This is a genomic window from Streptococcus sp. 2022WUSS135, from assembly GCF_044427045.1.
Classification (GTDB): Bacteria; Bacillota; Bacilli; order Lactobacillales; family Streptococcaceae; genus Streptococcus; species Streptococcus hashimotonensis.
Map to the genome: position 1 here is coordinate 24123 of NZ_JAOTGL010000014.1, position 19409 is coordinate 43531.

Annotated in this window: 17 protein-coding genes and 1 pseudogene; 8 read left to right on the top strand and 10 right to left on the bottom strand. The window is 41.3% G+C overall.

The annotated features are described in order from the left end of the window. Positions 1-215 precede the first annotated feature (215 nt). Positions 216-1199, bottom strand: a complete 984-nt coding sequence (locus ODU45_RS05865; RefSeq protein WP_105179068.1) for a Gfo/Idh/MocA family protein — start codon at positions 1197-1199, stop codon at positions 216-218. Between the two features lie 84 nt (positions 1200-1283). Here ODU45_RS05865 and rnhC point away from each other — a divergent pair, with 84 nt between their 5' ends. The 3 genes from rnhC (at position 1284) to ODU45_RS05880 (ending at position 5367) form a co-directional block, all read left to right on the top strand. Beyond that, positions 1284-2174 (top strand): ribonuclease HIII, encoded by an 891-nt coding sequence (gene rnhC, locus ODU45_RS05870; RefSeq protein ID WP_398580949.1) that lies wholly within the window; start codon positions 1284-1286, stop codon positions 2172-2174. Positions 2175-2183: 9 nt separating this feature from the next. After that, positions 2184-2813 (top strand): signal peptidase I, encoded by a 630-nt coding sequence (lepB, locus tag ODU45_RS05875; RefSeq protein ID WP_024411908.1) that lies wholly within the window; start codon positions 2184-2186, stop codon positions 2811-2813. A gap of 64 nt (positions 2814-2877) precedes the next feature. Beyond that, positions 2878-5367: an ATP-dependent RecD-like DNA helicase gene (locus tag ODU45_RS05880; RefSeq protein WP_398580950.1), complete on the top strand. Its 2490-nt coding sequence runs from the start codon at positions 2878-2880 to the stop codon at positions 5365-5367. A 167-nt stretch (positions 5368-5534) separates the two neighbouring features. On the opposite strand, the gene ODU45_RS05885 is transcribed toward ODU45_RS05880, so the two are convergent. The 4 genes from ODU45_RS05885 to ODU45_RS05900 form a co-directional block, all read right to left on the bottom strand. Further along, positions 5535-6173, bottom strand: coding sequence for an endonuclease III domain-containing protein (locus ODU45_RS05885; RefSeq protein WP_029743681.1), 639 nt, complete (start codon positions 6171-6173; stop codon positions 5535-5537). Between the two features lie 47 nt (positions 6174-6220). Continuing rightward, the gene (locus tag ODU45_RS05890; RefSeq protein WP_398580951.1) at positions 6221-7141 is read right to left on the bottom strand and encodes a 1-phosphofructokinase family hexose kinase; all 921 of its coding nucleotides are present in this window, start codon (positions 7139-7141) and stop codon (positions 6221-6223) included. 167 nt (positions 7142-7308) lie between these two features. Next, positions 7309-8472: a DUF262 domain-containing protein gene (locus ODU45_RS05895; RefSeq protein WP_024415358.1), complete on the bottom strand. Its 1164-nt coding sequence runs from the start codon at positions 8470-8472 to the stop codon at positions 7309-7311. A gap of 3 nt (positions 8473-8475) precedes the next feature. Continuing rightward, positions 8476-9612: an adenine-specific methyltransferase EcoRI family protein gene (locus ODU45_RS05900; protein ID WP_024383150.1), complete on the bottom strand. Its 1137-nt coding sequence runs from the start codon at positions 9610-9612 to the stop codon at positions 8476-8478. A gap of 418 nt (positions 9613-10030) precedes the next feature. On the opposite strand from ODU45_RS05900, the pseudogene ODU45_RS05905 reads away from it, so the two are divergent. The 4 genes and pseudogenes from ODU45_RS05905 (at position 10031) to ODU45_RS05920 (ending at position 12219) form a co-directional block, all read left to right on the top strand. Then, a pseudogene (locus ODU45_RS05905) lies at positions 10031-10945 on the top strand (IS1595 family transposase). Next, the gene (locus tag ODU45_RS05910; protein WP_398580952.1) at positions 10938-11372 is read left to right on the top strand and encodes a hypothetical protein; all 435 of its coding nucleotides are present in this window, start codon (positions 10938-10940) and stop codon (positions 11370-11372) included. Before ODU45_RS05905 ends, ODU45_RS05910 begins: the two are co-directional and overlap by 8 nt. Before the next feature lie 12 nt (positions 11373-11384). After that, positions 11385-11669, top strand: coding sequence for a hypothetical protein (locus ODU45_RS05915; RefSeq protein WP_105095763.1), 285 nt, complete (start codon positions 11385-11387; stop codon positions 11667-11669). Then, positions 11662-12219, top strand: a complete 558-nt coding sequence (locus ODU45_RS05920; protein WP_398580014.1) for a DUF6036 family nucleotidyltransferase — start codon at positions 11662-11664, stop codon at positions 12217-12219. Before ODU45_RS05915 ends, ODU45_RS05920 begins: the two co-directional genes overlap by 8 nt. A gap of 114 nt (positions 12220-12333) precedes the next feature. Here ODU45_RS05920 and ODU45_RS05925 read toward each other — a convergent pair whose 3' ends face one another. The 3 genes from ODU45_RS05925 to dinB all read right to left on the bottom strand — a co-directional run bounded on the left by ODU45_RS05925 (position 12334) and on the right by dinB (position 14730). Next, on the bottom strand, positions 12334-12960 hold the full coding sequence (locus tag ODU45_RS05925) for an NAD(P)-dependent oxidoreductase (protein ID WP_398580953.1): 627 nt from the start codon (positions 12958-12960) through the stop codon (positions 12334-12336). 240 nt (positions 12961-13200) lie between these two features. Next, complete coding sequence (locus tag ODU45_RS05930; RefSeq protein ID WP_024416849.1) at positions 13201-13620, bottom strand: Rrf2 family transcriptional regulator; 420 nt, start codon at positions 13618-13620, stop codon at positions 13201-13203. Between the two features lie 42 nt (positions 13621-13662). Further along, entirely contained in the window at positions 13663-14730 is a 1068-nt protein-coding gene (gene dinB, locus ODU45_RS05935; RefSeq protein ID WP_105249063.1) for a DNA polymerase IV, read from the bottom strand. Positions 14731-15045: 315 nt separating this feature from the next. Here dinB and pflB point away from each other — a divergent pair, with 315 nt between their 5' ends. After that, complete coding sequence (gene pflB / locus ODU45_RS05940; protein ID WP_024383156.1) at positions 15046-17391, top strand: formate C-acetyltransferase; 2346 nt, start codon at positions 15046-15048, stop codon at positions 17389-17391. Between the two features lie 235 nt (positions 17392-17626). On the opposite strand, the gene ODU45_RS05945 is transcribed toward pflB, so the two are convergent. Further along, positions 17627-18574, bottom strand: coding sequence for a serine hydrolase domain-containing protein (locus ODU45_RS05945; protein ID WP_398580954.1), 948 nt, complete (start codon positions 18572-18574; stop codon positions 17627-17629). Further along, the gene (locus ODU45_RS05950; RefSeq protein ID WP_398580955.1) at positions 18571-19359 is read right to left on the bottom strand and encodes a CppA N-terminal domain-containing protein; all 789 of its coding nucleotides are present in this window, start codon (positions 19357-19359) and stop codon (positions 18571-18573) included. The genes ODU45_RS05945 and ODU45_RS05950 overlap by 4 nt, the downstream gene beginning before the upstream one ends. Between the last annotated feature and the right edge of the window lie 50 nt (positions 19360-19409).

A 19409-nucleotide genomic window follows, 5' to 3' on the forward strand; every position in this document is an offset into this window, starting at 1 on the left:
TAAATCTGAAAAACAAGCCTTCAACCCTTCTTTTAAATAAACTGTCTCCACTATGTAATCTTAGGACTTTTCTGTCACACAATCAATATAAATGTCATCTGACTGTCATATTATTAGATAATACTAAATGACGATAAAAAAAATGAGAATAAGGTAGTAACCCAATAATTGGCTACTAGCTCACTCTCATTTCAATTTTCGGATTAGTCAAAACCTTACATTTCTTCAGGATAAACCAAGCCCCATTCTTTGCGGAGTTGGGTCATGATTTCCATGACATCTTGGGTGTAGGCTAGGTGCATGGTGTTTTCGATGCCTGCGACAGCTTTTTCCATATCCGCCACTTCATAAGAAAGGGCCTTGGCTGTCTCGCCCGCTTCGATTACCTCTTGACGACCGTCTTCAGTATAGGTTATGACTGCTTTCTGACCACGAGGATACTCGTAGAGTTCGATATAGCCCTTGTCGTAGGCAATCGTTCCACGTTTTGGCTGTTTGGCATGGAGGGTCAGGGCGATGGTCGCCATTTCCCCTACATCATTGCTGAGCAAAATCCCTACCTGCTCGTCCACACCTGTCGGAGCCAATTTGACCTGGGACAAAACCTGGCTTGGCTTTTCCGTCATAAACCAACGGACAAATGACAGAGCGTAGACACCAATATCCAAAAGGGCACCGCCTGCCAAGTTTTTATTGAAAAAGCGGTTGGTCATGTCGTATTCCTTGTAGCTACCAAAGTTCATCTGAATCATCTTCAAAGCACCCAACTTGCCACTGGCAACCACTTGGCTCAACTGACGATAGATTGGCATGTGGAAAATGGTCATGGCTTCTGCCAGGATAACCCGATTTTCTTCTGCCAGTTGAATGGCTTCTGCTAATTCTTCTGAATTAAGCGTAATAGACTTTTCACAGAGGACATGCTTTCCAGCCTTCAAAGCCTTTCTCAAATAATTGATATGGGTATTGTGAGGCGTAGAAATGTAGATAATGTCTACTTCAGGATCCTCAAACACTTCATCGATTTCTAGATAAACTTTCTCGATGCCATATTTTTGCGCAAATTCCACACCCTTGTCATAGGTACGGTTGGCTACCGAATAAAGATTTCCTCCCATAGCCTGCAAGGCCTGAACCAATTCGTTGGCAATGACACCTGTTCCCAGAGTCGCCCATTTATACTTCATTTGCACTTCCATAGTGTACCTCACTTTCTTCTACCATTATAGTAAATTCCACCCTTTTCTGCACACTCTAACTAGCATTTGTGTTACAATAAGAACATGAATACCGTTGTACTAAAGGCATCTGCCCAGCAAAAACAAGCCATGATGGCTCACTATGACCGCTATCGGCAGACCAGCAAAAATCCTTACATAGAAGCATTTTTCAAACTGACCGGTGCCAGCCTGTCCATCTACACTTCTGGAAAAGTCGTTTTTCAGGGGGAAATGGCAGAGCAAGAAGCAGGGCTCTGGGGCTATGAGCCAGAAAACTCTGGACAGGCGACCACGCCTGGTCAAAACCTGCCCATGATTGGTACCGATGAGGTTGGAAACGGGTCTTATTTTGGAGGTTTGGCTGTCGTTGCTAGTTTTGTCCGCCCAGAAGACCATACCTTTCTCAAGTCGCTTGGTGTGGATGATTCCAAGAAAATGACAGACCAAAAAATCTGCCAAATCGCCCCTCTCTTAAAAGAGAAAATCCCCCACCAAGCTCTGCTATTGTCACCGAAAAAATACAACGAAGTCATCGAGCAAGGCTACAATGCGGTGTCTGTAAAGGTCGCCCTACACAATCAGGCTATTTTCCTACTCTTGCAAAAGGGTGTCCAGCCTGAGAAGATTGTCATTGACGCCTTCACTTCCAGTCAAAATTATCAAAAGTACTTGAAGAAGGAAGCCAATCAATTTGCCAACCCCGTCACTCTAGAAGAAAAGGCTGAGGGCAAGTATCTGGCTGTGGCAGTATCTTCTATTATTGCTAGAGCTATGTTTTTAGAAAATCTTGTCCAGCTTGGTCAACTAGTTGGGATGAATCTACCGTCTGGTGCGGGCAGTAAATCCGACCAAGTCGCAGCAAGCATCTTAAAACAATATGGCATGGCTGGTCTCAACCAAACTGCCAAACTCCACTTTGCCAATACGCAAAAAGCACAAAAATTATTGAAATGAGGAAAAAATATGGGAGCAATCCAAAAAACAAAACGCTCACCACTAGTCGCCTTCTTAGCTGAATGGGGCATCTTTTTACTATTTATGGCAGCTTTTTTTGCCAGTCGTTACTTTATCTGGGATCCTGTATCTGTCGATGGCCATTCCATGGACCCAACGCTTCAACACCAAGAAAAACTCATCATGCTCAAAACATCCTCTATTGACCGCTTTGATATTGTTGTAGCCAGTGAGACAGACAGCGACGGCAAGGAAAAACTGATTGTCAAACGTGTGATTGGTATGCCAGGTGACACCATTCGCTACGAAAACGATGTCCTCTATGTTAACGACCAAAAAGTGGACGAGCCTTACTTAGATGAATATCTAGCTGCATTCCAGAAAGATAAACTTCAAGAAGTCTATTCTTACAACAAACAATTCCAAGCTGTGGCCCAATCTGCTGAAGCTTTCACACAAGATGCCAATGGTTACGTAGACTTTACCGTGACAGTCCCAGAAGGACAATACTACCTGATGGGAGATGACCGCCTTGTCTCACTAGATAGTCGTAGTGTAGGAACATTTTCCCGTGAAAACATCAAAGGAGAAGTTGTCTTTCGCATGTGGCCTCTCAACCGTATTGGGACTGTTGATTAATACAAACAAGTTTGGAGCAATCCGTTCCAAACTTCTTTTTTCACTATTTTAGGAACTATTTTCTATGAACGAAGTGTATGTTACCGGTACTATTGACCGGATTATTTTTGAAAATCCTAATAATTTTTATAAAATCCTTCTCCTTGAAATCGAGGAGACAGACGCAGACTATGATGACTACGAAATTATTGTGACCGGAACGATTGCCGATGTCATTGAAGGAGAAGACTATCGTTTCTATGGCAATCTGGTCACCCATCCCAAGTATGGTCAGCAGCTGCAAATTTCTCGCTACGAACGTAGCAAGCCTACCTCAGCTGGTCTGGTTAAGTATTTCTCCAGCGACCATTTCAAGGGAATTGGACGCAAAACAGCTGAAAAAATCGTTGAACTCTATGGCGAAGATACCATTGATAAGATTTTAGCTGAACCTGAAAAACTAACCCAAATCACAGGCCTATCCAGCAAGAACATGCAGGCATTTGTCGAAAAACTCCGCCTCAATTATGGAACCGAGCTGATCTTGGCAAAACTAGCTGAGTATGGCATTCCCAATAAATTGGCCTTTCAAATCCAAGACCAGTATAAGGAAAAAACACTTCAGATTATTGAAGAAAACCCCTATCAACTGGTCGAAGATGTCCAAGGGCTCGGTTTTACCATTGCCGATAGGATTGCGGAAAATCTAGGAATTGCCAGTGATTCACCCCAACGCTTTCGGGCTGGTATGCTCTTTAGCCTCATTCATCGCTCCATGGAAACAGGCGATACCTATGTGGAGGCTAGAGATTTGCTGGAAGCAACCCTTGAACTGCTGGAAAAATCCCGCCATACAGAGCTGGACCCCGCTGCTGTTGCCAAAGAATTGACGGGACTAATTGCAGACGACAAGGTACAGCAAGAAGGCACAAAGATTTTTGACAACAGCCTTTACTTTGCCGAACATGGTATCCATAAAAACTTGACCCGCCTGATGGGAAAAAATGGCTTCAAGCCCTTCCCACGCGCAGACGTTGAGGCTGCCATAGCAGAGCTGGAAAGTATGTCTTCCCTGACCTACGATGACATTCAAAAAGAAGCCATTGTCCAAGCTATTACCAATCCGCTTTTCATTCTGACAGGCGGACCAGGAACTGGAAAGACAACCGTTATCAATGGAATTATCGCGGTCTATGCCATCTTGCATAAGATTGACCTGACTCGCAACCGAGAAGAATGTCCTGTCCTCCTTGCCGCTCCAACCGGACGAGCAGCCAGACGGATGAATGAATTGACAGGTCTGCCTTCCGCCACCATCCACCGCCATCTCGGTCTAGTAGAAGGACAGGAAGAATCCTACCGTGATGATTATTTGGATGCCGACTTTATCATCGTGGATGAGTTTTCTATGGTAGATACTTGGTTGGCAAACCAGCTCTTCCAGAACATCTCCTCCCAGACCCAAGTTCTGATTGTCGGCGATGCGGAGCAATTACCTTCTGTCAGTCCCGGTCAGGTCCTAGCTGACCTCTTAAAAATTGACAAGCTACCCAGCATCACTCTGGAACGTATCTATCGTCAATCCGATGATTCGACCATTGTTACCCTAGCCAGCCAGATTCGCCAAGGGGCCCTGCCTAGCGATTTTCGTGAGAAAAAGGCTGACCGCTCCTATTTTGAAGCGCAAAACGAACAAATTCCAGCTCTGATTGAACGCATTGTCGGCGCAGCTATCAAGTCCGGTATCCCTGCAAACGAAGTCCAAATCCTCGCACCTATGTACCGTGGTGCCGCAGGTATTGACCAACTCAACACCATGACCCAGGCCCTGCTCAATCCCCTAGAAGACGGAGAGCTGGAATTCCTCCACAACGAGCAGGTCTTTCGTCAAGGCGACCGAGTCATCCACCTAGTCAACGATGCTGAGGCCAATGTCTTCAATGGTGATCTGGGCTATATTACTGACCTCCTGCCTGCCAAGTACACCGACTCCAAGCAGGACGAGATTACCATCAACTTCGACGGTAGCGAGGTCACCTATCCACGCAATGAATGGTACAAGATTACCCTGGCCTATGCCATGTCCATCCACAAGTCCCAAGGCAGTGAGTTCCAGATCGTCATCCTCCCCATCACCCGCACCAGCCACCGCATGCTCCAGCGCAACCTGGTCTACACCGCCATCACCCGCTCCAAGAGCAAGCTCATCCTCCTAGGCGAAATCTCCGCCTTCGACTACGCCGTCAAAAACGCCGGAACCATCCGAAAAACCTATCTGGTCCCACGTTTCCAAGGGGAAATGGCAGAGCAAGACAGCAAGGAAAGCCTGACAGAAAACAACGAAAGCAAAACAGCCAAAGCCAAGCAAACCCAGCCACCTGCCCATTCAGATAGGTCAAAACAAACAGAGCCAGTAACAGAAAACAGTCAGCAACTATCCCTTCTTGACCAAGACCAGCCAGAAAAAACAAGTGGACAGCCCAGAGAATATATTCTGACTGTGGACAACCTGCTAACCATTGACCCCATGATTGGCATAGATCAGGCAGATATTGAAGAGTTTTTTAAAGCATAAAAACCAGCAAGTCAGTAGATTTGCTGGTTTTACTCTTCTATAGTCGTTTCGTTTGCTTATTAGTACAAGGCAACAATATGCTGGCTACTTCATCAGTCAAGTGGAGTGTTTGAACTCGGAAATAAGGCTTCCTCGCTCTTCGTAGTAATAAAAGATACACTAATGGACTATATCATCAACCATGATTCATCAAGCTGCCCCTTTGTTAATCTGAACTGCTTGCCATGTTCATCAATCAGTGCATGAAGCTCCTGAGCGTCTTTTACCGACCAATCTTTTATCTGCTCTGTAAATTCCTGTCTCAAACTCAAATAATCCTTAGACTGACTAAGTCCTAACCGATTAAATAGTCGAAGAGCATATTGATCCGCCACAAAAACACTTCTTCGACACAAATAGAGCAAAATAACATCCGCAGTTTCATTGCCAACCCCCTTCAAGCTCAACAGCTCTTTTCGGAGTACTGCTGTCTCAACACTATCTAGGCGAGAAAAATCTCCATCGAACTGATTGGCCCACTCAACCACTGACCGAATATAAAGGGACTTTTGCTTGAAGAATCCTGCTGGGCGAATGCGTTCTTGTAAATCCTCCACAGGCATCTCTAAAAGCGAATGAATCGTCAACCGTCCCTCCAACTGTTCTAAAGCACGCTTGGCATTTGCTTCCGTTGTTTGCTGAATAAGAATCATAGATACCAAATCCTTTACAGGATTTTCATCATTCCACCAGTGGAATTCACCATATCGCCGTTTTAAATTTTGGTAAAGGACTGTCAACTGATCCACTATTATCCCCCATTTCACCTTGTTTCTCCTTGCCATTATAGCACGATGAGTAAAGGGATACAATACTACAGTTCCTCTAGTAATATTGTATCTACAATCGCTGCAAACTGCTCTGCTTCAACCTCTGGAAAAGAATTCAAACAATTGGCTGTCGCAAAGGCTGCCGCTTCTTTCAAAAAGATTTCTGGGGCTTGACCTTGACTGATTCCCTTGACTAGCAAGCCCAGGTAGAAATCCCCTGCGGCAATTGGATTACGCGTTTCTTTCTTTGGAGACTTGATACGGAAAAAGCGCTGACCAATCTTAGCTAGACTCCCCTTGTCTCCCATGGTAATGATGATATTTTCATGCGGTGTAACTTCTTTTAATATCCGCAAAATATCCTCTGGCCTTTCTTCATCTAGTTCTGGATAAATATCTTTCAGCTCTTCATTATTGATTTTGATAAGGACCGGTCTAGCTTGATAAGCCGCACGTAAAGCCGGTCCACTGGTGTCCACTATGGTCAGCACCTCTGGGTATTTTTCAATAAACTGCTGAATATAGTCATCTGGTATCCCCTTCATCAGACTGCCTGAAAAGACTAGGATGTCGCCAGCTTGCAGGCTATTTTCAATCTGCTGAGTGAATTGGTTGAGCAAATCCTCTGTTAGTTCAAAACCTTTTTCATAAAATAGTACTACATCGCCTGTACTGGTTTCAACATAGATATTACACATCCGAGTATTCTGGCTATTTTCAACCACGCGCAGGGTATTTCCACCATCAGCATTAAGCTCCTGAATATAGCGACCAATCTGACCACCCAAAATAGTATGAATGATGTAGTCTGTCACACCGTTTTCACGGAGGGCATAGGCCACGTTGAAGCTTTTTCCACCAGGATAATCCCTCACTTCCGTCGGTCTCAGGGGAATATTCTTTTCAATTTTTTCAACAAGTAGCGTACGATCCAGAGCTGGATTGGGACAAATCAAGTGAATCATATCGGTCTCCTTTTCTCTTTTGTTTATATTATTATATTATATGTGAACAAAAAATAAAAAGATAATTCCTCGATGGGAACTATATATCTGTTTACACTACCCACAATATGTAGTATTTCGACAACATCAAGAAAGACGACTTCCAAATTAGGAAATCGTCTTTTATGCTACTTATTTCCTTTTGCTCTGTTGTGTGTTTTACAGAGCATTTCACAATTTGACTTATCTGTGCTACCACCTTTGCTCCATGCTTTAACATGGTCAGCATCCATTTCGGTAATTTTCCATATTCTAGTTTTATTATTGTTTGTTCCCAAGGCACATAATGGGCAGTTTGATAGATGTTTAGCTTTAGCCTCTTCAGTTTGAATCTTGTAAATTTCTTGTTTGACTGTTTCAGGAAACACACGGATATTCAATAATTTTGTATCTTGCTTTCCCCCAAGTAGATACTCATAAATGTCCTTTTTGCTTCCAACAAAGCCGTCTAATAACAAACTTTCTACATCCCTATTTAGTTCCTGAATGTTATATGATTTAGCATGATACCGCCTATAAAGTTTACCCCAATCCACTTTTTTCATTTGAGGGTCTATTGAGCTGAATAAGCCATTTATCCATTCAATGACTGATGAGAAATACCTTTTCAGTTCTATAATGTTATCATCTTTACGATGTACACTCATATAATGCTCTATTTCTCCATTCGATACCCATTCTAAGGCTTTGTTTAAGTAACCTTGTCTATTGACCTCTGCTTTTATATAAGTTGACCATTTGCTAATATTCGCATTACTTGAATTGCTGAACTCTTCTCTGGCTAATGTCACGAATTGTCCAGAATAGATAGCATTCAGTAGCTCCTGCTCATTAAGTGATACTCCTGCTATATTGATAGTCTTAAACCATTCCTTGATTTCACTTTCTTCTCCTTCACAAACATAAATAGTCAATTTGGTATTCATAATTTTTTCTTGCAAATCTTCTGCTAAACTACTGAAGTAGTACGGAATACCATCTTTATCTGTCAAAGCAAATTTATTCGTTACGAAACGACCAAAGCTAGTAATTCTCTGTTGTCCATCTAAAACTTCGTACATTCCGTCTTTTGTTTTAACAAAATAGATTAGCCCAAGTGGATAGCCTTTTAAAATAGAATCAATTACTGCGACATCCTTGACACCATCAGCATAAATATAGTTACGCTGGTATTCTGGTTGGATGACTAGTTGTCCATTCCACCCAAACAGTCCTTTTCCTTCATATTCGTTATAAATGAAACCTTCACAAATATTTCTTATTGTCAAATCAGTATTGAGAGTAGTTTTCATGATTTATACCCCTTTTCTTTTGATAATAATTCTGGCATAAGGAACAACAGGAAACCCATTTTTATCTAAGAAGTATAAATCTCCATCGGCAGTTCCACGTTTTTGGATTTCTTTCCTATATTTCCTATGTTCGTCAGTATAACCTCTAACTCCAATTTCAATTCCTGAACTAGATATTCCCAATCCGATAATTTCAAATTGTTCTGGGTTAAACTTATCTAAGAATGTGATAGGAACTCCCATATAACCGTCAAAATCAGAAGGTATTGCCATTGTAAAAGGTACTTCAATAGCATCGTAGTTGTAATATTTTGGGTAATTTTGGGTATCAAACTCACGCAACTTTTTGATTAGCTTCGTGTTAAATTTTAGATTATCCGCTTCAGTCATAAGTTGAAGAGGTTGATGTCTCCTGCCGTGTTCAATATTAGTAAACCACATCACACCAGAAACCCTTATTAAATCTTTCTTTCGTTGTGAAGAAGTAGCTAAATCCTCATAAGGACTCATAAAAAAACCAACGTTACCTTTAAAAGGTTTGCCTAACCATATCTTATTATCCTTTATATAAGAAAAAACATCTTTGTAAGTAATAGCATTTTGATGACCGATAATTGCAAATTCTTTTTTACCATCCATTATCCATTTTATGAACTCCCTAAATAATGAGAACGGCGGATTTGTTACAATAACATCAGCTTCATCTCTTAACTTAATAACTTCATCGCTATTAAAGTCCCCATCGCCCTCTAAATATTGCCACTTTAAATTTGAAATATCTACTTTTGATTTACCGTCTTTAGACAGGGTGAAAATCTTTCCTCTGCTGTTCGTTTTATCTTTATCAAAATGTGGTGATTCTGTTTCAAAAAGACTTAACTGACCAAACTTTATTGTTTTTCTGTCGTTCGCAAAGCTCGTGCTAATGAGTTTTTTCAACCCTAAAGATTCAAAATTTTGTGCAAAATATCTTGTAAAATTACTCCATTCAGGGTCGTCACAAGGTAATAGAACGGTTTTATTTTGAAATACTTTAGGATTAAATTCTAAAAAAGCATTCATCTCATTTTCAATATCTGAATATCTAGTATAAAATTCATCCTTTTTCTGTAATTTAGCATTATGAAGCGAGGTAGCCATTACGCCACCTCGCTTTTTGGTACAACAGAAAAAACTTCTCCACAAAAATGTGAAAAAGTCTGTTTTGATGCTTGACAAAAAACACGTCCGACTACATAATCAGCGTGAGCTGTGAGCTGTGAGCTGTGAGCTGTGAGCTGTGAGCTGTGAGCTGTGAGCTGTGAGCTGTGAGCTGTGAGCTGTGAGCTGTGAGCTGTGAGCTGTGAGCTGTGAGCTGTGAGCTGTGAGCTGTGAGCTGTGAGCTGTGAGCTGTGAGCTGTGATTGCGTTCATACAAATCAATTCCTTTGCTATTTTTATAACACTATTATATCACAAAATACTAGTCTTGAAAATAATTATATCCATTATTACACCATAATATTTATTTTTGTATCGTTTGTGATATAATAGTTTTAGAATAAAGAAGGAGTAGAGAAATGTTAGGTGAATTTAAATCATTGTATGATTTGATGAATGCTTTTCCAAACGATTATTACTGTGAGCAACATTTAGAAAAAATTCGCTGGAACGGCTATGTAGTCAGCCCTTTTGATGAGACCTCTAAGGTTTATAAGTGTAAAAATGGTAAATACAGATGTAAAAATACTGGCAAATATTTTAGCGTTAAAACGGGTACAATGTTTGATAATACTAAAGTTTCTCTTCAAAAATGGTTTATTGCCATTTGGATGGTGACATCCCACAAAAAAGGCATTTCTTCTGTTCAACTTTCAAAAGACATCCATGTTACTCAAAAAACAGCTTGGTTTATGTTAGAGCGTATTCGTAGATGTTTTGGTTCAGAAAATAGTAATGAATTGGATGGGACTGTAGAAGTAGATGAAACCTATATCGGTGGTAAAAATAAGAATCGCCATAACTCAAAAAAAGTTAAAAATGCCTAAGGTCTCTCCCTAAAAGATAAAATCCCAGTTGTTGGTATGGTTGCACGATAAGGAAAATTGAATACTTATAAAGTAACCGATACAGGCACAAAAACTTTAACAGAACAAATCGTAAAATTTGTGAAAGACGCTGCCCAGCTTTACACTGATGAATGGTTAGGTTATAATAAAGTTGCGAAAATGTACGACCATGCTTTTGTAAATCATGGTGCTCGTGAATATGTAATTGATGATGTTTATACACATACGATTGAAGGTTTTGGGGCAGGTCTCAAACGTGGTGTACTGGGAATCTACCATTCTTGGTCTAAGAAATATCTACAAGATTATGTAGATGAGTTTGACTTCCGTTATAATACCCGAGGCATGGCTGACAACGACTGTTTCAATCTTCTATTGTCATCTTCAGAAGTTCGTACTACATACAAGGAGTTAGTCCATGGATAAACTACATGCAGAAATGGAGCGAACAGTTTCTAAAACAATTGATAATAAGCTGGTAGATTATCAAATTTCTCTCTCTGATAATTTTTACACCAAATATCTTAGTTACTATGACTGCCCTTACACTCAGGAAGTAGTTAAATCACACCGAAAATTTTTCCAAGACCTATCCTATTATGCGATTTATCAAAAACTTGGAGAAGTCACAAAAATTAGCATACAAGCTCGACTTTCTGAGTTAGATACTTTAGTAGATATTTCAGATAATAAAGATGAATTTGATACTTTCTTTTACAAAAAGTTTCAGTTTAAACTACCTGAGATTCCATTTGAGGAAGAAAAGTTAAAACTTTCCAGTTTTGATTTAAAATTGCAACAGTCTCTAAATTATAATCCTAAAGAAGATGGGCGGCTGAGAAAAAGAAGATAAGGAAGGTGCAAGATGGATTGGTATGACTACATGATAAAGGCATCAGAGCAATCACGGTTTAATGCTAGTCACTGGTTTCGCTATCTGCGAAAAGTTATTTTTGAAGACCATTCTTATTTGACGGACGAAGATGTCAAAAAATTACTAACCTCCAAAGAACTAACAGATTTTCAAAAGGTCAGTTTGAAATATGCTATTCAAGAGCATACACCAACTCATGAATATGTGGTTTCGTTAAATAAACCAGCCAAATTAGCCAATGTACAAAAAATGATGGAGAAATACAGACATGGATAAAATGAAACCTGTTTTTGAAGCCTTGAACCAAGAGTTGGCTCAAGCCAATCTTCATTTAACCATTATTTGTGTTGGTGGTTATGTTTTAGAGTATCATGGTTTGCGAGCTACACAAGATGTAGATGCTTTTTATGAAGAAAGTCAGAAAATCAACGAAATTATTGCTCGTGTAGGGCAACGCTTTAATTTGAATACTGACGAAGAACTATGGCTCAATAATAATGTGGCAAACATGAACAGACAGCCACCATTACATTTGTGTGAGACCCTATATTCATTCGAAAACTTAACTGTTTTAGTTGCTCCAATTGAATACGTATTGGGTATGAAGATGGTTAGCACAAGAGAGCAGGATTTGAAAGATATTGGAGCAATTATCAAATACAAACACTTCCGTTCTCCGTTTAATACCTTTGATGGTTTGAAGAAAATGGGGTTTGATTGCATTGATTTCTCCGTTCTCCTAGAAGGCTTCAGTCATGCCTATGGGATGGACTGGCTAGAAGAATTTTTTAAAGAAAATCAGGATAAACTGAGAAGATATTATTGATAGTCAAGATAGAAGAAAAGACGATTTCCTAGTTTGGAAGTCGCCTTTTTTGATGTTTTCAAAATACTACATATTGTGGTTAGTGTAAACAGATATATATAGTTCCTTGTTTTTTTATGCAAATACGGAAATTCGTTCCTGCTGGTAACCACCTTTTTCAGCAATGTCAACCAAAGCCACAGCATAGTCGGCATAACTAATATAGCTTTCACCTTGGGTATTGACTTGGAAAACCTCGCCAGCAATAGTGTAGACACCTGTCTTTGAGCCTTCTGCATCAAAATCGGCTGCAGGGCTCATATAGGTCCAGTTGATAGCTGTCGCCTGACGATAGAGGTCTAGACCAGCACCCATAGCCTCAGCGATTGGTAGGTATTCCGCAGGGAAATCTGGTGTATCTTTCAGCATAGCTGTCTGGCTCTCGTCTAAATAAAGACTGCCTGCACCACCAACTACTAAAAGACGAGTTGGACTACCAGCAAGGATGGTCGTTAGATGCTCCGCAAGACGAGCGTGACCCGGCAAGGTTTCTGGTGTCCAAGCACCAAAAGCATTGACTACTACATCAAAGCCTGCCAACTCTTCCTTGGTAAGAGCAAAAGCATCCTTTTGGATCACTTCTTGGGCTACGCTCTTGTTTTCAGAACGGACAATAGCCGTCACCTGATGACCACGTTCTACTGCTTCCTTTGCAATGGTTTGACCTGCTTGACCATTCGCCGCAATAATAGCTATTTTCATATTGATACCTCACTTGTTTTTTGTTGTAATGATCACATTTACAACATGAGTATAAATCATTCATATTGTAATGTCAATTGTTACAACCGAAAAATTAAAAAAATCATCACAAGGATGATTCACTAACTAGTCTTTTAGGGCTAGTGCAACATGCTACAGACTAGTTCAATAGTCCAGTGGAGTGTTTGAAGGAGGAAATAAGGAAACAGAGTTTCTCCTTATATCGACCTAATAAAACGACTATAGTTCCGCCAAGAGATCAGCAAGCCTTGTCTTAGCAAGTTCATTTTCCAAAGCCGACTGAGCATTTTCCAAACGGCTATCTAGCAGGGGATGAATATTGCGACCTACTTGGCAGTTTGGATTGGGCTGCTCATGAAAGCCGAAGAGTTGTCCCTTTTCTCCAAACAACTCCACAGCCTGATAGACGTGCAAAAGTGTAATCTGGTCTGGAGCCTGTGCCAAGCGAGCACCTCCAACACCACGCGCTACTTCTACCAGACCAGCCTCCTTGAGTTGGGACAAAATATTTCGGATAATGACAGGATTAACCCCGACACTGCCTGCAATGCTAGTACTGGTCTGTTTTTCTTTTTCTCCTTCCAGAGCCAAGAGAACCAAGATATGGCTGGCAATGGTAAATCTACTTGAAATTTGCATCTCTTCTCCTTTTTTTCAGTCTATCATAGACTGAAACAGAACTCAAGTTTGAAAATTAGTCACGGTCACACCCAGCAAACGAATCCCTTTTTCAATCTTCCCAATTTCTTCAATTAGTTGACGAACCTCTTTCTCAATCGTTTCCGTCTGGTCCGTATACACCTCTAGACTATGACGTTTCGTCAAGGTAGAAAAATCACCATAACGCACCTTTAAAACAATTGTTCGCCCCTTTTTTCCATTCCGCTTCAAACTAGCTGCGACCCGTTGGCAGAGACTGATTAGCTCTTTCAGGACATCCTCCTCCCGATAAAGAAGTTTGCGATAGGTTCTTTCCTTTCCAATTGACTTACGAATACGGTCCACTTTAACGGGCGAATTAGAAATGCCCCTCGCTTTCCGATAAAGGTCGAAGCCAAAACGCCCAAATCTATCTATCAAAACCATTTCTGGTACATCTAGCAAATCTTGCCCCGTGTAGACCCCCATCTCATGCAGGCGTTCCACCGTCTTCTTCCCCACACCGTGAAATTTTTCAACAGGCAGGGAGGCGAGAATACCAACAGCATCTTCAGGTAGAATCAAGGTCAAACCGTGCGGTTTTTCCATATCAGAGGCAATTTTTGCCAAAAATTTATTATAGGAAACACCTGCGGAAGCTGTCAGATGCAATTCATTCCAAATATCGTATTGGATAAGCTTGGCAATCTTAACCGCAGAGCTGATGCCCAACTTATTTTCTGTTACATCCAAGTAAGCCTCATCGATAGACATGGGCTCCACCAAATCAGTATAGCGATGAAAAATTTCTCGAACCTGTCGCCCAACTTCCTGGTATTTTTCATAATTGCCAGAAATGAAAATCGCCTGAGGACAACGTTCATAAGCTTCTTTTGAGGACATAGCCGAGTGAATACCAAAGGCACGCGCCTCATAATTACAGGTAGACACCACTCCTCTACCGCCAGATAGTCTTGGGTCAGCCCCAATGATAACAGGTTTGCCCTTCAAAGCAGGATTATCCCTGACCTCAATGGCAGCAAAAAAAGCATCCATATCTACATGAATAATTTTTCTAGATAAATCATTGATTAAGGGAAAAATTAACATGATTGCCTCTTCCTGTTTTCAAGTTTAACTCGCTATATTATACCGCATTTCTTAGGAAGTTTCAGCCTTTAGATTCGTTGAACTAGCCATCTTACCAATACAATAAACGACACCTTATCACCTTATTACAAATACAAGCAGAAATTCACTTTGAAAATACCAACTCTGTCTTTCAAATTTTTTCATATCCCTTGAAAGGTTTTTCATTTATTTTCAAGTATTTTTGTCTTGTAGAAAGTGTTTTCAAATGGTATAATGATGACATGTTGGTATTGATACAAAGTCGATACCCAAAAGCATAAAAGGAGAACCCTCATGTCAACAAAAGTTAAAACAAAAAATGTTGCTGAAGACATTTTCGCCCAAGCCTGGGAAGGCTTTAAAGGTACAGATTGGCAAGATAAGGCAAGTGTAACACGCTTCGTTCAAGCCAACTACACTCCATACGATGGAGATGAAAGCTTCCTCGCAGGCCCAACTGAGCGTTCACTTCATATCAAAAAAATCATCGAAGAAACAAAAGCTGGCTACGAAGACACTCGCTTCCCAATGGACGTAGATCGTGCTACTTCTATCGCTGATATTCCAGCAGGTTTCATCGATAAAGAGAACGAACTCATCTTCGGTATCCAAAACGATGAGCTCTTCAAACTCAATTTCATGCCACGTGGTGGTATTCGTATGGCTGAAACAACTCTTATCGAAAACGGCTATACTCCAGACCCACTCCTTCATGAAATCTATACAAAACATGCTACAACTGTAAACGACGGTATCTTCCGTGCCTACACAGCTGACATCCGCCGTGCTCGCCACTCACACCACGTTTCTGGTCTTCCAGATGCATACTCACGTGGTCGTATCATCGGTATGTACGCTCGTTTGGCACTTTACGGTGCAGACTACTTGATGGAAGAAAAAGTAGCTGACTGGAATGCGATTACTGAAATCGACGAAGAATCAATCCGTCTTCGCGAAGAAATCAACATGCAGTACCAAGCATTGCAACAAGTTGTACGCTTAGGTGATCACTATGGTGTTGATGTTCGCAAACCTGCGATGAACACGAAAGAAGCTATCCAATGGACAAACATTGCTTTCATGGCTGTTTGTCGTGTTATCAACGGTGCAGCAACTTCTCTTGGTCGTGTGCCAATCGTTCTTGACATCTATGCAGAACGTGACTTGGCTCGTGGTACATTTACTGAGGCTGAAATCCAAGAATTTGTTGATGACTTCGTATTGAAACTTCGTACAGTGAAATTCGCTCGTACAAAAGCCTTCGACGAAATCTACTCTGGTGACCCAACATTCTTGACAACATCTATGGCAGGTATGGGTAACGACGGTCGTCACCGTGTTACTAAGATGGACTATCGTTTCTTGAACACACTTGACAACATCGGTAACTCTCCAGAACCAAACTTAACAGTTCTTTGGTCAGACCAACTTCCATATTCATTCCGTCGCTACTGTATGGCAATGAGCCACAAACACTCTTCTATCCAATACGAAGGTGTAACAACAATGGCGAAAGATGGTTATGGTGAAATGTCATGTATCTCTTGCTGTGTATCTCCACTTGATCCAGAAAGCGAAGACCAACGCCACAACATCCAATACTTCGGTGCTCGCGTAAACGTTCTTAAAGCTCTTCTTTCAAGCTGGAACAACGGTTACGATGATGTTCACAAAGATTACAAAGTATTCGACGGTGTTGAACCAAATACATCTGAAGTCTTTGACTACGACCAAGTGGTTAAGAACTTTGAAATCGCCCTTGACTGGTTGACTGACACTTATGTAGATGCCATGAACATCATCCACTACATGACTGACAAGTACAACTACGAAGCAGTTCAAATGGCATTCTTGCCAACTCACCTTCGTGCTAACATGGGCTTCGGTATCTGTGGTTTCGCAAACACTGTTGACTCATTGTCAGCAATCAAATACGCACAAGTTAAACCAATCCGTGACGAAGATGGCTTTATCTACGACTACGAAGTAACTGGTGACTTCCCACGTTATGGTGAGGATGATGACCGTGTAGATGACATTGCGAAATGGCTCATGGAAGCATTCTTCTCTCGCTTGAACAAGCATAAATTGTACAAGAATGCTGAAGCTACTGTATCTATCTTGACAATCACTTCAAACGTTGCTTACTCTAAACAGACTGGTAACTCTCCAGTTCACCGTGGTGTATTCCTCAATGAAGATGGTTCTGTGAACACTACTAAGGTAGAATTCTTCCCACCAGGTGCTAACCCAACTTCTAAAGCTCGTGGTGGTTGGTTGCAAAACTTGAATACCCTTTCTAAACTTAACTTCAAACATGCCAACGACGGTATCTCATTGACAACTCAAGTTTCACCAAAAGCGCTTGGTAAAACATTCGATGAGCAAGTGAACAACTTGGTGACAATCCTTGACGGATACTTCGAACAAGGTGGTCAACACGTCAACTTGAACGTTATGGACTTGAATGACGTTTATGACAAGATTATGGCAGGTGAAGATGTTATCGTTCGTATCTCTGGATACTGCGTAAACACTAAATACCTCACTAAAGAGCAAAAAACTGAATTGACTCAACGTGTCTTCCACGAAGTTCTTTCAATGGACGACCACGCTGCAGAAGTTTCAGGTCAAGCTTAATCAAGCAAACACAAAAGGACTTGCACATGCAGGTCCTTTTTACTATGTCGAAAAATCTTCTGAGCGCTACGGGAGGATAGTTATACTCAATGAAAATCAAAAGTAGCCTAAGAAACGAAATCGAAGATAGAACTCTGTTACTTTCTTATTTCAAGGTAACAGACTGAAAACCTCCACTGGAGCTTTTCACTCATCAAGGCTCTTGACAATAGATAATTTTAATTTTCGAAGAATATTAGTCAATAGCATCTTCTTCCTCCAGAACTTGCCGTATCAGAGCCATAACCTGGTTTCTATCCAACTTCCACTGGGCCCGCTCATCCTTGTCAAAAGTACGATTCGAGAGAAAAATCGCAGCTTTCTGCAAGGGACGATTATACATGATAAAGGTCCCCGTATAGCCTGTGTGCGACAACCAGTCCCCCTTCTTATCCCAGGCCAGCGACCGCTTGCGCTTATCATCAAAACCGTAATCCTGCGTCAAATCCGCCGCAAAGTCAGCCGTCAGATAGTGTTCCAAAAAGATTTCCAAATCTTTGACGGTCGAAAAGAGACCTGCACTTCCCGCGTGGAGGCCTAAGACACGCGCCTTGGGATCATGCACCACACCTGCTTTGACGCCACGCACCGTCGGCACCGCCTGACTGACTGGTCCAAAGGAGGTTTGGGACATGCCAAAGGGCTCTAGAACGTCTCGTCTGATAAGCTGGTCCAGACTGTCTCCACCTATTTCCTCCAACAAAAAGCCCAGCAAGAGAAAATTAATGTCTGTGTAGAGGAAATCTTTCTTATCCGTTACGGTAATCTTCAAAATCGCTTCCTTGAGCTGGTCGGCATCCAGACTATCCCTATTTGGAATAAAAGGATCGATACCACTAGTATGGGTCAATAATTGCCGAATGGTGACCTTACTATCCGCAAAAGCTGGATAATAAGACTGCAAGGTTCTATCTAGCTCCAAAGCTCCGCTATTGACCAGAAAAGCCGCAAGAGTCCCCACACCAACCACCTTGGAAACAGATGCCAAATCATAGGTCAAACCTGCCTCAACCGGCGCCTGACCATCCTGGGTCCCTAGATAGTACTCCTGCCACTGACCCTCAGAAAAAAAAGCCAGACTGGCACCAGGATAAACTCCTTGCTCAATCTGCTCTGAAACCTTGTCTAAAATTACTTGTCTCATTTTTCGAACCACAATTCAATACCACTTGGGTCTACCGTTTGGATAAAGCTTGCTTTTTTATCTTTAAAGAATGGTCCTTCCAACTGGCTTTCCAAATGCGCCCAATCAAAGTCCTGCTCGACAGGAAAACGCAAGCCTTCTAAATCCCAAACTTGTTCCGCAGGAGTTAATAAATCTTCACCTTCTGCTCCAACAAAACGCAAAAAGGCTTGTTGAGGTAGGATAGCCTCATAATAGTCTTGGCTGATGCTTGCCTGTGGGCTGTTAATCCAGACAGACTCTACTGTAAAAGCAGTCAGACCAGAAAAGTCACCCTGCACCTTAAATGGAACAGGTGGAAGGATTTCTTTTAGGTCATCAACAGATGCTTCCGCATGTAAAAGAAAGGTATCTCCTTCTGGCGAAACAGCTTCAAAACCATAGCCATTTTTTCCTTGGTAGAGCTTACTATACTGTGAACCTTGCGCCAGCAAAGCTTCAATTTCAGAGGCATCATCTACTTTTACCACAATTTTATTCAGTTTTTTAAGCCCTTCGACAGCACGGGTGCGATTACCAGGAGATTCTGTCAAAACGAGCTTCGTTTCTTGGCTTGTTCTATCTCCAAAATCAGCAAAAGGACCATCTTCGAGCTTGGTTTTCATTCCTAGATTTTCTTCTAAAAATCCTTGGTTAATAGCCCTATTATTAATACGTAAAATAGGGACTATAGCTTCATTTTTTCTCAACACGATACATTTCAACTCCTCAGTCATTCTACAATATTGTATAAAAATTTTCATCATTTTACAAGTAATTGTATCGTCGTTTTATACATTAATATCTCTATATATAC

Coding starts and splice junctions, on each gene's coding strand:
- ODU45_RS05865 (WP_105179068.1), bottom strand. CDS start 1,199: ATGGAAGTGCAAATGAAGTATAAATGGGCGACTCTGGGAACAGGTGTC.
- rnhC (WP_398580949.1), top strand. CDS start 1,284: ATGAATACCGTTGTACTAAAGGCATCTGCCCAGCAAAAACAAGCCATG.
- lepB (WP_024411908.1), top strand. CDS start 2,184: ATGGGAGCAATCCAAAAAACAAAACGCTCACCACTAGTCGCCTTCTTA.
- ODU45_RS05880 (WP_398580950.1), top strand. CDS start 2,878: ATGAACGAAGTGTATGTTACCGGTACTATTGACCGGATTATTTTTGAA.
- ODU45_RS05890 (WP_398580951.1), bottom strand. CDS start 7,141: ATGATTCACTTGATTTGTCCCAATCCAGCTCTGGATCGTACGCTACTT.
- ODU45_RS05895 (WP_024415358.1), bottom strand. CDS start 8,472: ATGAAAACTACTCTCAATACTGATTTGACAATAAGAAATATTTGTGAA.
- ODU45_RS05900 (WP_024383150.1), bottom strand. CDS start 9,612: ATGGCTACCTCGCTTCATAATGCTAAATTACAGAAAAAGGATGAATTT.
- ODU45_RS05910 (WP_398580952.1), top strand. CDS start 10,938: ATGGATAAACTACATGCAGAAATGGAGCGAACAGTTTCTAAAACAATT.
- ODU45_RS05915 (WP_105095763.1), top strand. CDS start 11,385: ATGGATTGGTATGACTACATGATAAAGGCATCAGAGCAATCACGGTTT.
- ODU45_RS05920 (WP_398580014.1), top strand. CDS start 11,662: ATGGATAAAATGAAACCTGTTTTTGAAGCCTTGAACCAAGAGTTGGCT.
- ODU45_RS05925 (WP_398580953.1), bottom strand. CDS start 12,960: ATGAAAATAGCTATTATTGCGGCGAATGGTCAAGCAGGTCAAACCATT.
- ODU45_RS05930 (WP_024416849.1), bottom strand. CDS start 13,620: ATGCAAATTTCAAGTAGATTTACCATTGCCAGCCATATCTTGGTTCTC.
- dinB (WP_105249063.1), bottom strand. CDS start 14,730: ATGTTAATTTTTCCCTTAATCAATGATTTATCTAGAAAAATTATTCAT.
- pflB (WP_024383156.1), top strand. CDS start 15,046: ATGTCAACAAAAGTTAAAACAAAAAATGTTGCTGAAGACATTTTCGCC.
- ODU45_RS05945 (WP_398580954.1), bottom strand. CDS start 18,574: ATGAGACAAGTAATTTTAGACAAGGTTTCAGAGCAGATTGAGCAAGGA.
- ODU45_RS05950 (WP_398580955.1), bottom strand. CDS start 19,359: ATGATGAAAATTTTTATACAATATTGTAGAATGACTGAGGAGTTGAAA.